We start from the raw sequence: 13849 nt of genomic DNA on the forward strand, positions 1-13849 counted from the left end.
GTATCACCCGATCGGGAAAATGCCGAGCAAGGTGCCCGCCAGTGAATAGAGAGCGCGATCGTCGATGATATCGCCCTTGATGATGGTCACCGTATATTGCGCCGAGCCCAGCGCAGCATATTGCACCGTGATGCCCGCCTTCCATGTCGTCGCGCCGATCGTGATATCCGCGGCGAGAACCGCGGTGATCTGGGACTGCGAGACGATCGGCGTCCAGACCGGGATGCGGCCCTGGTACTGGAACGAAACGTAGGTCGTGTTGTTGGTGTCGCCGCTTGGCGTCGTCACCACGTTGCTGTTCGGACTGGTCGGCGTATTCACCGTCGGCAGCGCCGTGAAGGCGGCGCGCGGATACTCTTCGGTCCGCGTGGTCGCGGGCGGCGCTGCCTTGACATCCAAACCGATCGGGAAGATGCCGAGCGTCACGCCCTGGAGCAGGTAGAGCCCACGATCGTCCACGATCTCGCCCGAGATGATGGTCACGGTGTACTGGGTCGATCCCAGCGCCGCATACTGGATCGTAATGCCCTTGCGCCAAGTCGTTGCGCCGATCGTGATGTCAGTCGCCAAAACGACCTGAGGTTGCGCCTGCGAGACAACCGGCGTCCAGACCGGAATGCGCCCCTGATACTCGAACACGAGCTGCGTCGTGTTGTTTTGATCGCCCGTCGGCGTCGCGACGACCTCGGTGTTGGGGCTTGTGGGGGTGGTGACAACGGCGGGAGCCGAAAAACGAAGGCCTTCATGATGAGCCATGGCTATCTCCTTTTCTAAAACACAGATTGAAACCCGCAGTACGCAACCGCCGGCGCGGCTGAAACGAATGGAAAATCAACTAAGCTACCAATGATTGAAATCTATCAGAGGTTGTGGCGTGTAACAGGGTTCGCCGCGGTGGTCAATCGGGCCAGATCACAGTCTTCCCCCCACGCCCGGTCACATTCTGGTGTTTACATTCCAGGCGAAGCCGGGCGCCGCTCAGCGGCTGACTTGTTTCCGGAGCATCTGCATCGCACGCTTCATCGCTGCGGACCGGATGAACGAGCCGAGCACGAATCCGGTAAAGCTGCTCTCCTTTCCGGAATCGACAATCTCCCCGCTCATCGTGACCGTGTAGTAGCGCCCCATCGGGTGCATGGTCACGGTCAGTCCCTTGCGCAGGACGATGCCTGCAATGGCAATGTCCTCGGTCAGCTCGACCTCCACTTCGCCAATCGACACCAGCGCTCTCCAGCACGGGATCGTACCGTTGAAAAAGAAGGTCACCCAGGTGCTGTCATTCGTGTCGAACGTTGCAGCCACCTGCGCATTGCAATTCGTCGTCAGCTGGGTGTTGACGGTTTGATCGGTGAGCTGAGATGGCGCAGCGAGCAAGGCGACTCCCGTTCTCTTCAGGCGCTCAGCGTCGTGCAAAATGACCCGCTAGAGGGTAACAAATAACTAGCTGTGGTCGGTTTGCGAGTCCATTTGCAATCCGGCCCCTGCACCAGTCCGGACGGGGGCTCTGCATCTCACGCAGGGGCGACCATGCCCCTGGCCGTCACGTCCCGCGGATCGAGGAGTCCAGGCGGCTTTTCGCAACCGGCCCGATCCGCTGCAAGAGCTGCTCTTCCCGGGTGTCCTCAAACTCTAGCAGCCCTGTTGCCCGCTCCTTCCCCCGCCGATCGCATGCCGCGCGCCGGGAAACGCCTCGACCGGTGGTCGGACGCTGCTGACGGCAAAGTTGATTTTTCCATATTTTTCAATCCGTTGTCGTGACTGCAACGTGAGATGCCGCCGCGGCGGACGTCGCAAGCGGCAGACGCCGGAATGATCAGGCGCAGAATCATCTCCGGCCTGGACGCCTGATCGTCGCTCGGCGGGCGGCAATCCCGTCTCCGGCGGCGTGCGTCGGGTTGCCTCCAGGCCCTGCTGTTTCTACAACAGCCGGAGCGCCTCCCAAGCATCAGGACCATCCCCAAAAGTGAACGAGCAACGCTTCATCGGCTCGCTGACCGGCTTGCGCTTCGTCGCGGCCGCAACGGTCGCCATCGGCCATGGCGCCCCGTCGTTGGCGCAAGGCCCGCTGCCGGAGCTCATCGCACAAATCAGCAGCATCGGAATGACGATGTTCTTCGTGCTGAGCGGATTCGTCCTGTGGCTCAACTACGCCGAGCGCTTCCAGTCGCAACCGCTCGGAAGCGCTCTTCGCGAATTTGCCGTCGCGCGCTTCGCCCGGCTCTACCCCATGTACGCCGTGATTGCGCTCGCAGTCGTCGCATACATCGTGATTGCGCGAGGTCTTTCGGCCCCGTCGCTCGGCTTCATCCTCACGATGACGCAAGCCTGGTTTCCCGTGCAGAACGGCACCATGCTGGTCGCAGTCGTGCCATCGCTGCAGCACCTCTGGTCCATCAGCGTGGAGCTGTTCTTCTACCTGCTGTTTCCATTCGTCTGCCTGCTGTTTGCAGCCGTCGTCCGGCTGCAAACGATCATCTGGATCGCGCTGGTGAACATCGTGACGTTCGCGCTGACGATCGCGGCCGCCTTCACCTTCGGGGATGCGTTGCTGCGGGCCGTCGCGCCGAGCCTGACGCAAAACGGGATGCAGTGGCTCACCTACTACTCTCCCTATCTTCACATCGCTCAGTTCCTGGCCGGCTGCCTTGCCGCCATGATCTACAGGAACCGCGCCGATGCCAGCGTCGGTGACGGGGAGCGGCGCTGCGTGAGGCTCCTGTTCTGGCTTTCGCTGGTGAGCCTCATCTGTGCGCCTGTGCTGCTGTTTCTGCAGCCTCGTCTGCCCGGCTGGTCATTCGCGATCGAACTTGCCGTACGTCTCATCGAGATCTCGGGATTTTCGATCGTCTTCGTCGCCGCCAGTCGATACGGCCATGCCCCCTGGCTGTCGTCCAGAGCCCTGATCATTGGTGGCGAATGCAGCTATTCGATCTATCTGCTGCATCCCTTTCTCATTCGGCTTGCGATGATCGGAAAGTCAGATGCTCCTGGCGCTCTTGAGCTCGCACTGCGGCTCGGTCTGTTCGTTGCGATCGCGACGGCGATGGCCTGGATCACCTACATGCTCATCGAGGCACCGTCGCGGGCATGGTTACGGAGAGCCTTCCGCACCAGCGCACCACGCGACGTGATCCATGCGAGGCCGGTCTGAGCGCCGGAGCTTCGTCTTGCTCCTGATACAAGGCACGGCTCGCGACAGCCGGCGGTCCGATCCACGTTCTCGCGCCGGTGATCAGCCCTCGTATATTCACCTGCTGACACAGGCCTTCGCCTGTCTGCTCCATTTGAACGCGGTTCCGCACGGCGGTCTTGGCCGAGCGCCCGCGGGGCATTCGTTCCACACCGGCGCTCCCACCTCCCAGCCATTCACGACGCAGCCGCCATTCGGCGCGACGTGGCACCCTGGGCCGCAGGACTCATTGGCGTCCATCCGGCCGGCCCCTGCCGCAAGGCCGGTCAGTAGCACGACCGAGAACATCAGCCTCATCGCTTCGCTCCGTTGCCTCTGAGACGACGAGCCCATGCGACTGCGCCCCAGCTGAAACCATGAACGTGCCAAACCGTTCCTCAGTTTGTCGCAGCCTGCTCGAGCTGCTTTCGTCGGAGATCGTCGCCGCCAGCCTGTGACGAAACACCGCGCCGCCACCACACTCCAGCCCCACTACGCGCACGACTGCGCCATATCCGTGCACGGGAATGGGAAACCATCGTAGCGAGAAGGTTTTCACCATGTTGGGCGATGATTGCGCAGCCTGGGCGAGCCGGAAGCGGAAAAGTCACCTCTCCACGCCAGTTTGATCGTGGTGAGCCAGCAAGGCGTTGGGGCGCGCGCTTAGAAGCGGGACGAGCCAAACAACATCAAGAACCGGCGGCACGAACTGCCGGCCAGCCTTGGATCGTCCGGATGTATGCCGGACGGGCCCGTGGCGAATGCAGGGAGCGACAGATCGACATCATGACACGAAAGCTTTCAGTCCGCGAAGTCATTGCCAGATCCTATCCCAGTTGGGACTATGCCATGGCGGACCGGTTGATCGCATGGCTCGATCATTGTGGTTACGAGATCGTGGAGAAGAAGCCGGAGCGCACCGCGGCTCTCGTGACCGATGACGCGCGGCCACACGTGATCGGCGCTTGATGAATTGAGCGCCTTTCGCCGGGGCGCGGTGAACGATCAGCGCTCCTTGAGCGGCAGCGCTCGGGCGCCGCAGGAACTGTGCATCCCGCCCTGGGGTTCAGGATGACAAGAGACCAACGCTCGACGTTTCATCGAGCACCATGAGATCAGGGAAGGATCACCAATGTCTCGCAAGCTCACGCCACGCCAGGTCATCGCACGCTCCTACCCGACCTGGGATTACGCCATGGCCGATCGCCTGATCGCCTGGCTGGACGATTGCGGCTACGAGATCGTCGAAAAAGGAGCTGCGCATATGGGCGCAAGCCTCGTGCCTGCGGCGCCGGCATCGACACCGTCGCATGAAAGCACACATTGATCCCGTTCGCGATCACCGAGACCGCGAACGGGGTCTCCGGACACTCTTTGGCATGAGAAAGCCTGGCTCAGGCAAGCAGTTGCTTCTCGATTTCGTAGACCGGAAGCTTGACCAGATCCTTGTGGACCTCGCCATGCAGCGCCTTTCGTACCGCGTCGGAATAGTCGGCGCGGATGATCCCGAGCGCGCGCGGCGACGCCACCATCGTGACGGCTTTGGTTTCGCCTGAAATGACAGCATGATGCAGGCGATCGGCAAGCTGCTTGAGAAAGATGCGCTCAGCCTGATCATGCCAATCCGTCTGATCCACTGAACTCCGAGCATTGCCAAATGACGGCTGCACCGAGCCGGGAGCGTCCGTGCCCTGAGCGCTCGTGCGGTCGTTCTCCTGTTCACGGACCTCTTTGGTGTGCAGGTTCGGAAACATGCTGTCACCGACGTTCTCGAGGATCAGCGCCTTGCGCCCGTCGCATACGACGATCCAATCACCGGTTCCGACCTTCATCTTGTCCATGAGATTACTCCATCATCCGAATTACAGCGAAGAATGTGCCGGCGAGCTCATCGGGAGAAGCCGCCGCAGCTATATGCCTTCTTCGAAATCTTCCAAGGAAAGGCCGAACTCCGAGAGAGCCTCCTCCAGATAGTCGCCGAGCATCGGCGTTTCGATCAGATACGTCGCCGTGCGATTGTTGTGCGCCTGAGCGGCCTGCGCACGAAGCTCATCCCAATTGTCCAGCGAGCCGTCGCCCCGGCCCAGCCACATCAGCGTGACCAGATCGATCTGTTCGTCGACATTGAGGCCCCTGATGAAGCTGACGAGCTCCGACCGGTCCGTTTTCAGGCCTCGCCCACCGGTACCGGGCGCCGTGTCGTCATCTGCCAAATCTGCCAGCAATTCGGGTTCGGCCGCTTCCATTTCATGCTGGTGGATCTTGGTCACCACGAAGGCGACCTTCTCCGGCGAGATCGAGAGGGTGGGCGTGGTAGTCGTCATTCAGCGTCTCCTGGGTCCCCGGGCAAACGCCCCCAGGTCCCGTGCAGAGACGCTAGGCGTTCCGGAAGGAGCGCACTTTGCGCAAGATCAAGGCAGCGTAGCGGCGTGAAAACCGGCGCAGCACCCCGCGCGAGCCCCGGAGCGCGATTGCAGCGGGACCGCTTGGATCGACCAGGGACCGCGGGCGATCGATACTACCAAGTCCAATCGAGAGAGCCGACATGCGGCTGCTGCGCGACCAGAATCATCGGTCTGCCCGGATGAGCTTTTGCGGTCCTTCGCTTCTTCGCCTCTGCAGCCGGCTTGCCTGTGTCGGCAATCCGCGTCGCGCGAGGCTTCTCGGCGGACTTCACGGCCGCAACCTGCGGGTTGGTCTCGACGGCGCTCATCTGCGCGAAGGCGTCGCGGGCACTGGGCTTGGCCACTTCTGCCGCAGGCTGCTCCGCCTTCGCGAGCTTCACCGGAGCCGGCGTGGCGATCGAGGTGTCCATCACGATCCGCTCCGGCCACTTTCTGGTGGACTGAATGCGCACCGGGGGAAGGTCCGACGCAGACGACAGGCTTGCAGGCAATGGTACGCTGGGAAGCACGGCATCCGCCAGGACCAGCAGCGCCAGCAGAGTTCCACCGACGAAAAGAAAGTAACGCAGAATGGGCATAATTTACCGCTCCGTCGGCACCTGCGCCGACATCCACCTAACGGAGGATCATGACAGTATGTTCCCGCGTCGAACGCTCGGGTTCAAAAACCGTGGGAGACTAGCGCGACATAATTAGATTTTCGTCGCTGCAACCAGCGCGCATTTGGCCGCGCTGACGTTAACGTTGACGAATCCGACATGGACCGCCGCGAAGGTCTTCCGGCTGCGCGGCCCGACTTGGCCGGGCACGATCCGTCGGCGGTCGCTGACATGGCTACCGTCCCGCCGGCCGAAGGCGCAGCTGATTTCGACGTCCTTGATTGCGAAACTGTTGGCATTCCGTACCGTGAAGGTCACCAGCGCCCTCGACCCAAGACCGCCGCGCCGCCAGGACTGGGAACTGATCCGCAGGCCGGACAGAGCGGCCGGGTCGAGCGCAGGGGATGAAGCAGGCGTCATCGTCGGCGACAGGCTGGCATTGGCGTCCATGACGGTCCGGCCGGAGCCGACCACCGGGGACGAATCGGGGTGCGCGCTGGACTTGGCCGCCGGGCTGGGCACCACCAAGGAGAGTCCACGCGACGTCTCCGTCCCGTCTTCATCCCCTTCATAGCCGCTGCTCGGGGAGGCCGATCCGACCCGCGTGAGGCTGGAGTCGGCCACCTCCTCCTCTTCGACCGACATGATCAGCCACCCGACGACGCTGAACATGATCAGCGCGAGGATCGCCAACCCCGACACCGCAGCTCCCAATGGGATGGACGCTCCGTCGCTTCGGCGCATGGCCAGCGACGCCGTGGCATCGGGCTTGCGCCCCAGCAAACGAGAGAGACCCGCGCTCATGTCTGCACCATCGGCTGCCCGGCGGGGGCATCTGGAAGCTTCAATCGGCAAACATCGATAGGGTTGCATGCAAAGCCGACAATTGGAGGGCAGGCCCCGATACCGGTCGGTATGCCGGGCTGGCGCGGCCGGTGACGGGCCGGTAAACATCCGACCCGTTGCCGGCACCTCAAGAAACGCCGCCGCGCCGCAGGCGGTTCACTCCTTCGAAAGATCTCGACGATGTTGAATGTCACGTGGGACCACATCCATCTCCGCAGCCCGGACCCGGAAGCCACCGCTAATTGGCTTCACGACATTCTCGGCGGCGAGATCATCCGCAATCCCGGCCGCATCGACGTCAGGCTCGGCGGCGCCAGCGTGTTCATCGCCAAGGTCGAGCCGAACGACGGCGTCAACGCGCCGCCTGTGACGCCGCACCAGGGCCTCGATCATTTCGGCCTCACCGTGAAGGACATTGACGCCGCGGCCGCCGAGCTCAAGGCCAAGGGCATCACCTTCACGACCGAGCCGACCACGATCCGCCCCGGTGTTCGCATCTGCTTCATCCGCGGGCCGGAGGGCATTTCCATCGAGCTGCTGGAGCGCGACAAGAAATACACCTGAGCGCCGCCCCGCCCGGCTACGACATGCTACCCGGCATGAAGCAGCGGATCTGGAGGCCCTGATAGCCGCGCATCGGCCACACCATCGTGCGGCCGACCCGGTTGGGCTCCGTGATGACAGCGTCGTCGGGAACGTCGAGCCATTCACCCTCGATGCGGACGCGGTAGTGACCGCCCCTGCTCTCCCAGTCGACATCGCTGACGGCGCTGCCATCGGCGTCCGAACAGCACGGGCCCTTGCCGCTGCGCAGGCCGTCGAACCATGCCTTGATCTCCGGCGACGAGTTCGCGTACTGGCCGCGATCGCGCGCCAGTGACGGTGGCGCGGCGAGTGCGATCAGCAGCGCCGCACTGCCGACCTGGACAGGTGGCTTCCATCGCGCGGCCGCCTGCGGCCTCGAGACCGTCCTGCTGATGTCGGAGCGATCAGCTCGATGCGGCTCACGGCCGCGGCAAACAATCCATCTGCTCATTTCCATCTGGTCCATCTGGCTCCTGCACCACCCCAGGGTGCACGGATAGAAATGCATCAACCGGGCCAGATTTCGTTTCGATCTCGGCTTCGTGAGAGTCAATCCGGGGTTTTACGCAGACCGCCCTATTCGGCCGCCTGCTCCAGCGGCGCGACCCGCGGCAGAATGATCTGGACGCGCGTGCCGGCGCCCGGCTCGGAGTCGAGATCGAGCCGGCCGCCGAGCCGGCTGGTCACGATGCTGTAGACGATGTGCAGGCCGAGCCCGGTGCCGCCCTGGTCGCGGCGCGTCGTGAAAAAAGGATCGAAGGCGCGGCGGCGGACGTCGAGCGACATGCCGCAGCCATTGTCGGAAAAGATGATCTCGACATTGTCGCGGCCGGACTCACGCGCCCTGATTTCGATCACGCCGCTCCTGCCGTCCGGAAACGCGTGCGCGACCGCATTGAGGAACAGATTGGTCAGGACCTGCCCGTACGGCCCGGGGTAGCTGTTCATCACCAGGTCGGGCTGGCAATCCACATTCACCGTCAGGTTCTGTCTGCGCACACCCGGGCGAAGACTCATCACCACCTGCTCGGTGAGATCGGCGAGATCGAAGCTGCGTTGATCGGAGTAGTTGCGGTCCGCCGCCACCTGCTTGAACGACTGGATCAGCTCGGCCGCGCGATTGAGATTGGCGACGAGCTGTCCCGCGGCGCTGCGGCTCATCTCGATGAACTCAGTGAGACTCGACCGCCGCAGCTCGCCCCGCGTGACCGCCTCGCTGAAGCGCTCGGTCTTGCGCTCGAGCGCGGAAGCGACCGTCAGGCTGATGCCGACGGGGTTGTTGACCTCGTGAGCAACACCGGCGACCATGCGCCCGAGCGCCGCGAGCTTCTCGGCTTCGATCAGCGAGGCCTGGGTCTCGCGCAGGTTCCGGAGCGCGGTCTCGGCGGCCTCCTTGGCCTTGCGCATCTCCAGTTCGCTCTTCTTGCGCTCGCCGATGTCGAGCGCCACCGTGACGATCTTGTCGACCTCGCCGTCGGCATCGAGAAGCGGTAGCTTGTTGACCAGCCATTGCCGCATGACGTTGCATGAATCGAGGTATTCCTCCTCGTAGAACCCGAGGCCCGCCTTCGTCGCCAGCACGCGCTTGTCGTTCGAGTCGGTCTTGTTCGCGCCGTAGCGCGACATCAGCTCGCCCGTGGTACGACCGAGCGCATCCTCGGGCTCGACGTTGAAGATGCCGGCCATATAGCGGTTCATCAGGACATAGCGCAGCTCGCGATCCTTGACGTTGATCACCGCCGGCACCGTGTCGATGACCTGCTGCAGCAATCGCCGGCCTTCCGCGATCGCGTCCTCGGCGCGCTTCTGATCCGTGATGTCGCGGACCACGCCTTCGTAGCGAACCACCTCGCCGCTCTCGTCCCGCACCACCGTGGCGCTGTCGGAAAGCCAGCGGACCTCACCGGTGCGCCGGCGCACCTGGTATTCGAACTCGCGCACCATGCCGTCGCGCCGCATCAGCCGCTGATAGCGTTCGCGCGCCAGGGGATGGACATAGATCGTATCCGCGATGTCGTTGACGCTCTGGATCAGCTCGCTCGCGGATTCGTAGCCCATGATGCGCGCGAGCGCCGGATTGGCATTGAGCACAAGACCGCTCGGTGTGGTCACATAGATGCCGTCGATCGAGGCTTCGAACAGCTTGCGATAGCTCTCCTCGGCCAGCCGCTGCTCGGCCAGCGCGCGGACCGCCGCCTCGCGCGCCGCGTCGGCGTCCTGCAAAGTCTGCCGGAAGACCTCGGCCGCCCGCGCGATGTCGCCGATCTCGTTCTGAACGTCGGTCTGGGGGATCGACGCCGCCTTTTCGCCTGCCGCCAGCGCCCTGATCGAGCGTGCGATCGAGGCCAGCGGCCGCACGGTGCGCCGGACCACGAAAGACGCAGCGAAGATGCCGATCAGAACGCCCGCCGTGCCGAAGATGATGCTCTGCCATTTCGTCTCCGCCAGGGTACGGGCGAAGTCGCGCGACAGCACCTTGCCCTGGCTCGCACTCAAGGCGCGCAGCAACTCGGTGACCCGGCCGATCAGCCGCCCCTCGATGCCCAGCACCTCCTTGTCGAGCCGCGCGATCTCGTCCTCGGTGCCGGCGATGGCGATGATCGCCTCGGCATAGCGGTCGGCGGCCGCACGAAGCGCGCTGTCCTCGATCGGCATCGCGCGCATGCTGCGGGCGGCCTGCTCGGCGCCGGCCGGGTCACGCGCCAGCAGCGCCGCGCCGACCTGGTTCTGCACCTGGAACAAGGCCCGCGCCGTGCCCCGATCGGTCAAGCCGGCGATGGCGTCCTCGAAGCCCTCGCGCGCCGCCGGCAAACCCGACAGCAGCTCGGCACGCCGGGCGATCAGCGCACTGATCCGGTCGATGCCCTCGCGGTAATTGGCGAGCCGCTGGGCGACGCCATCGATGGTCGCCTGCTGCTCCGGCGCGAGCTGCAGGCGCGTCTTCTTCAGGAGCGCGCTGAGCTCGGTCGCCGCCTCCATGGCCCGATCGGAACGCGAACCGGGATCGGTGACAAAATCACGCGCCGCGAGCCGCAGCTCGTTCATGCGCTGGTCGATCTCCTCGGCGAGATCGCCGACGCCCTGCAGCCGCTGCAACTCGGCAAAGGTCGAATCGATGTGACGGATGGCGATCACGCTCGCCATGCTGGTTGCGGTGATGACGGCGAGCAGCAGCAAAAAGCTGCCAAAGATCATCCGCCCGATCGTCATCGATCGGAGGCTGCTGCAGGCCGTGTCGAGGTCCGGTAATCTACTCATGGGATCCGATGGTCGGAACCGCACTATATACGAGCCGCCGCGCGGCTGAATGAACAGATAGGGAACAATCCCGTCCGCGCATCATCCGCCGGACGAAAAATAGCCTGTGCGGTTAACCGGCCGCACCGAACTCGAACACCTCCCCATCATAGCCTGCCTCGCGGGGAATGCGCAGCTGACGGCCGCCCTCGGCGGTCCTGGTCATCACCGGCATCACGGTGACGATCTCCATGTCGCGCGCCGCCGCCAATGCCCCGGCCACCGCCCGCTGCTTGCCGAGACGGATCAGGTTGCGGGTGGTCGGGAACGGCAGCTTGAAGCGGCCATCCTCGCCGCCGGCCAGCGCCTCGCGCGGCGAGACCCAGACGGAGTCGGTCGATTCCCGGCCGTCATGGGCGCCGAGTTGGTCCGGCGGCGCCGCCGCCAGGAAGAACCAGGTGTCGAAGCGCTTCGGCATGCCCTCGGGCGTGATCCAATGCGCGTAGGGAACCAGCGCATCGAGCGCCAGCACCAGCCCGTGCGCCTCGATGACCTCGAGGAAGCTGACCTTGCCCTCGCACAGCGACAAGCGATGTGCCGCCTCGATCTCGCGGGCGGCAGCGGCCTCGATCAGCGTGTCCGCGCCGCGCGCTCGGGCCAGCAGGATGCCGCTCTCCTCGAACGTCTCGCGCACGCCGGCGATGCGGAAGCCGAGCGCCTCGGCGTCCAGGCCATCGTCGCCGGCATAGAGCTCCGGCCTGCCCGCGATCTCCCGGTCACCCTTGTCGACGCTGCCGCCTGGAAACACCAGGGCGCCCGAGTTGAACTCGATCTGATGGTGGCGCACCATCATGAACACCTCGATCTCACGTGCGGCTGCGCTGTCGCGCAGCAGCAGCACGGTCGAGGCGGGACGGACGGCGGCAGCGTCAGCCATGGTCACTCCGCGGCAGTGGCTCGGGGTTGCAGATTGGCGCGGGCGTCGGTGCGGGCGACACGCGACAGCAGATAGTCGACCTCGGCCTTGGCGGCCGCCGTGATCGCCGAGGCCGGCTTGCGCTGCGCGCTGGAGGCGATTGCGCCGCGCTTCTGCAGCACGTATTTGCGCACGGCAAGGCCGGCGCCGGGCTGCTGCTCGTAGCGGACCAGCGGCAGATGCGCGTCGAACAGGTCGTGCGCGGCATCGCGCTTGCCGGCCTGCGAGAGCTTGACGACGTCGACCAGCATTTCCGGGAAGGCGTAGCCGGTCATCGCGCCGTCGGCGCCGCGCTCCATCTCGAAGTCCAGGAACAGGCCGCCATTGCCGCACAGGATCGACAGCGGCCGCAGCGAGCCGTCCTTCTGGAAGCCGCGGAGCGCCGAGATCTTCTCCAGGCCCGGCCAGTCCTCATGCTTGAGCATCACGCAGGACGGACTGTCCATGACGATCCTGCGGATCACCGCCGGCGTGAACTGCACGTTCAGCGTCAGCGGATAGTCCTGCAGCACCCACGGAATGTCCTCGCCGATCGCCTCCTGGGCCTGCTTGAAATAGCCCGTGATCTGATCATCGGTGCGCAGGGTCGGCGGCGGCGCGATCATCACGCCGGCAGCGCCGGCATCCATCGAGGCGCGCGCCAGCGCGCGCATCGTCGCGAAGCCCGGCGCGGAGACACCGACGATGATCTGCAGGTTCTTGGCGCGCTTGGCAAAGCGCACCGCAACCTGCTCGGATTCCGCCGCGTCCAGCTTCGGCGCCTCGCCCATGATGCCGAGCACAGTGATGCCGTCGCAGCCGGCCTCGGCATAGAAATCGACCAGCCGGTCGATCGAGGCGTCGTCGATGCGGCCGTCATCATGGAACGGGGTCGGCGCGATCGCGAAGGTGCCCTTGGCGGCGGCGGTGAGCTTCATCATCTGTCTCCAATCTCTCTGGCGTCATTCCGGGATCGTCCGCAGGACGAGACCCGGAATCTCGAGATTCCGGGTTCGCTCGCCGTCGCGAGCGCTCCGGAATGACGACCTGAATACATCAAAACCGCCGTGCGGACTTGGCTATCTCGGCCTCCGAAAAGAATATCTCCCCTGCATGGGCGGCGATGTCCTCGGCCTTCCAGGCCGACGACGGCGGTTTCCATCCGTCCATTTCCATCATGCGCAACTCGCGCACGCCGCGTGGGCCGGAGACGCCGAGCACCTTGCCGGTCTGATCCCCCGAGAGACTGCTGACCATGTAGAGCACGGCCGGCGCAATGCCCTCGGGCGTCAGCGCCGCGCCCGGGTTCTCCTTATAGCGCGGCAGATCCGCGGTCATGCGGGTCAGCGCGCCCGGCGCCAAGGTCCACACCCGGATGTTGTACTTGCGGCCCTCGATTGCCAGCACGTTGGACAGGCCCCAGATACCGCCCTTGGCGGCGCCGTAGTTGGACTGGCCGAAATTGCCGATCAGGCCCGAGGTCGATGAGGTGTTGACGATGACGCCGCCGCCATTGTCGCGCATCCAGCGGAACACCGGCAGGGTGCAGCAGAAGGTGCCTTTGAGGTGCACCTGGATCACCTTGTCCCAATCCGCTTCGCTCGACTTGGTAAAGGTCTGGTCGCGCAGGATGCCGGCATTGTTGACCAGGATGTCGGCGCGGCCGAAATGCCGGATGGCGTCGTCGAACACAGACTGCCCGCCGGCCATGGTGGAGATGTCGGCGGCGTTGGCGACGGCGTGGCCGCCCTCGGCCTTGATCGCGGCCACCACCTGCTCGGCCATCGACAGGTCGGAGCCGGAGCCGTCGCGCGGCCCGCCAAGGTCGTTGACCACCACCGCCGCGCCCTCGCGCGCGAACAGTTTGGCGTAGGCCTCGCCGAGGCCGCCACCTGCGCCGGTGATCAGCGCCACCTTGCCGTCGAGCAGTCCCATGGGTACGTCCTCCGCTTATGTTCTTGCTTTCTCCGTCATGGCCGGGCTTGACCCACGGCTGTCCGGTTCAGCTTCCGCATATTGCGAGGCTCAACTGTTGTGGGTTTTTGGCAAGTTG

15 protein-coding genes are annotated in these 13849 nt (G+C 64.6%); 4 read left to right on the forward strand and 11 right to left on the reverse strand.

Annotated features, from left to right (window positions below; all coding sequences use genetic code 11):
* Window positions 1–3 precede the first annotated feature (3 nt).
* The gene (locus ACQR1F_RS08930) at window positions 4–756 is read right to left on the reverse strand and encodes a hypothetical protein (RefSeq protein ID WP_315804858.1); all 753 of its coding nucleotides are present in this window, start codon (window positions 754–756) and stop codon (window positions 4–6) included.
* A gap of 222 nt (window positions 757–978) precedes the next feature.
* Complete coding sequence (locus tag ACQR1F_RS08935) at window positions 979–1374, reverse strand: hypothetical protein (RefSeq protein WP_315804857.1); 396 nt, start codon at window positions 1372–1374, stop codon at window positions 979–981.
* Between the two features lie 589 nt (window positions 1375–1963).
* Here ACQR1F_RS08935 and ACQR1F_RS08940 point away from each other — a divergent pair.
* The 3 genes from ACQR1F_RS08940 (at window position 1964) to ACQR1F_RS08950 (ending at window position 4496) form a co-directional block, all read left to right on the forward strand.
* Window positions 1964–3151, forward strand: coding sequence for an acyltransferase family protein (locus tag ACQR1F_RS08940; RefSeq protein WP_316237760.1), 1188 nt, complete (start codon window positions 1964–1966; stop codon window positions 3149–3151).
* A gap of 804 nt (window positions 3152–3955) precedes the next feature.
* A complete protein-coding gene (locus ACQR1F_RS08945) occupies window positions 3956–4138 on the forward strand; it encodes a hypothetical protein (protein ID WP_315804960.1) in 183 nt (60 codons plus the stop codon).
* A 163-nt stretch (window positions 4139–4301) separates the two neighbouring features.
* A complete protein-coding gene (locus ACQR1F_RS08950; RefSeq protein ID WP_434912877.1) occupies window positions 4302–4496 on the forward strand; it encodes a hypothetical protein in 195 nt (64 codons plus the stop codon).
* A gap of 67 nt (window positions 4497–4563) precedes the next feature.
* Here the strand turns inward: ACQR1F_RS08950 and ACQR1F_RS08955 are convergent, their stop codons facing one another.
* The 4 genes from ACQR1F_RS08955 to ACQR1F_RS08970 all read right to left on the reverse strand — a co-directional run bounded on the left by ACQR1F_RS08955 (window position 4564) and on the right by ACQR1F_RS08970 (window position 6977).
* A complete protein-coding gene (locus tag ACQR1F_RS08955) occupies window positions 4564–5010 on the reverse strand; it encodes a host attachment protein (protein WP_315804853.1) in 447 nt (148 codons plus the stop codon).
* 69 nt (window positions 5011–5079) lie between these two features.
* Complete coding sequence (locus tag ACQR1F_RS08960; RefSeq protein WP_315804852.1) at window positions 5080–5493, reverse strand: DUF3775 domain-containing protein; 414 nt, start codon at window positions 5491–5493, stop codon at window positions 5080–5082.
* 194 nt (window positions 5494–5687) lie between these two features.
* Window positions 5688–6152: a hypothetical protein gene (locus tag ACQR1F_RS08965; protein WP_315804851.1), complete on the reverse strand. Its 465-nt coding sequence runs from the start codon at window positions 6150–6152 to the stop codon at window positions 5688–5690.
* Window positions 6153–6266: 114 nt separating this feature from the next.
* Window positions 6267–6977 (reverse strand): hypothetical protein, encoded by a 711-nt coding sequence (locus tag ACQR1F_RS08970; RefSeq protein ID WP_434912878.1) that lies wholly within the window; start codon window positions 6975–6977, stop codon window positions 6267–6269.
* A 222-nt stretch (window positions 6978–7199) separates the two neighbouring features.
* On the opposite strand from ACQR1F_RS08970, the gene ACQR1F_RS08975 reads away from it, so the two are divergent.
* Complete coding sequence (locus tag ACQR1F_RS08975) at window positions 7200–7583, forward strand: VOC family protein (protein WP_315804849.1); 384 nt, start codon at window positions 7200–7202, stop codon at window positions 7581–7583.
* Window positions 7584–7599: 16 nt separating this feature from the next.
* On the opposite strand, the gene ACQR1F_RS08980 is transcribed toward ACQR1F_RS08975, so the two are convergent.
* The 5 genes from ACQR1F_RS08980 to ACQR1F_RS09000 all read right to left on the reverse strand — a co-directional run bounded on the left by ACQR1F_RS08980 (window position 7600) and on the right by ACQR1F_RS09000 (window position 13731).
* Complete coding sequence (locus ACQR1F_RS08980; protein WP_434912879.1) at window positions 7600–8055, reverse strand: hypothetical protein; 456 nt, start codon at window positions 8053–8055, stop codon at window positions 7600–7602.
* A gap of 125 nt (window positions 8056–8180) precedes the next feature.
* Entirely contained in the window at window positions 8181–10862 is a 2682-nt protein-coding gene (locus tag ACQR1F_RS08985) for a PAS domain-containing protein (protein ID WP_316182081.1), read from the reverse strand.
* Between the two features lie 112 nt (window positions 10863–10974).
* A complete protein-coding gene (locus ACQR1F_RS08990) occupies window positions 10975–11778 on the reverse strand; it encodes an NUDIX hydrolase (protein WP_434912880.1) in 804 nt (267 codons plus the stop codon).
* A gap of 2 nt (window positions 11779–11780) precedes the next feature.
* Window positions 11781–12734 carry a dihydrodipicolinate synthase family protein gene (locus ACQR1F_RS08995; protein WP_434848874.1) on the reverse strand — a complete coding sequence of 318 codons (954 nt, stop codon included), beginning with the start codon at window positions 12732–12734 and terminating at the stop codon, window positions 11781–11783.
* Between the two features lie 118 nt (window positions 12735–12852).
* Window positions 12853–13731 carry an SDR family oxidoreductase gene (locus ACQR1F_RS09000; protein WP_434912881.1) on the reverse strand — a complete coding sequence of 293 codons (879 nt, stop codon included), beginning with the start codon at window positions 13729–13731 and terminating at the stop codon, window positions 12853–12855.
* Window positions 13732–13849 lie beyond the last annotated feature (118 nt).

Source organism: Bradyrhizobium sp. HKCCYLS3013 (genome assembly GCF_051167615.1).
Lineage (GTDB): Bacteria > Pseudomonadota > Alphaproteobacteria > Rhizobiales > Xanthobacteraceae > Bradyrhizobium.

Coding starts and splice junctions, on each gene's coding strand:
- ACQR1F_RS08955 (WP_315804853.1), bottom strand. CDS start 5,010: ATGGACAAGATGAAGGTCGGAACCGGTGATTGGATCGTCGTATGCGAC.
- ACQR1F_RS08985 (WP_316182081.1), bottom strand. CDS start 10,862: ATGAGTAGATTACCGGACCTCGACACGGCCTGCAGCAGCCTCCGATCG.
- ACQR1F_RS08960 (WP_315804852.1), bottom strand. CDS start 5,493: ATGACGACTACCACGCCCACCCTCTCGATCTCGCCGGAGAAGGTCGCC.
- ACQR1F_RS09000 (WP_434912881.1), bottom strand. CDS start 13,731: ATGGGACTGCTCGACGGCAAGGTGGCGCTGATCACCGGCGCAGGTGGC.
- ACQR1F_RS08980 (WP_434912879.1), bottom strand. CDS start 8,055: ATGAGCAGATGGATTGTTTGCCGCGGCCGTGAGCCGCATCGAGCTGAT.
- ACQR1F_RS08950 (WP_434912877.1), top strand. CDS start 4,302: ATGTCTCGCAAGCTCACGCCACGCCAGGTCATCGCACGCTCCTACCCG.
- ACQR1F_RS08990 (WP_434912880.1), bottom strand. CDS start 11,778: ATGGCTGACGCTGCCGCCGTCCGTCCCGCCTCGACCGTGCTGCTGCTG.
- ACQR1F_RS08945 (WP_315804960.1), top strand. CDS start 3,956: ATGACACGAAAGCTTTCAGTCCGCGAAGTCATTGCCAGATCCTATCCC.
- ACQR1F_RS08930 (WP_315804858.1), bottom strand. CDS start 756: ATGGCTCATCATGAAGGCCTTCGTTTTTCGGCTCCCGCCGTTGTCACC.
- ACQR1F_RS08995 (WP_434848874.1), bottom strand. CDS start 12,734: ATGAAGCTCACCGCCGCCGCCAAGGGCACCTTCGCGATCGCGCCGACC.
- ACQR1F_RS08965 (WP_315804851.1), bottom strand. CDS start 6,152: ATGCCCATTCTGCGTTACTTTCTTTTCGTCGGTGGAACTCTGCTGGCG.
- ACQR1F_RS08975 (WP_315804849.1), top strand. CDS start 7,200: ATGTTGAATGTCACGTGGGACCACATCCATCTCCGCAGCCCGGACCCG.
- ACQR1F_RS08970 (WP_434912878.1), bottom strand. CDS start 6,977: ATGAGCGCGGGTCTCTCTCGTTTGCTGGGGCGCAAGCCCGATGCCACG.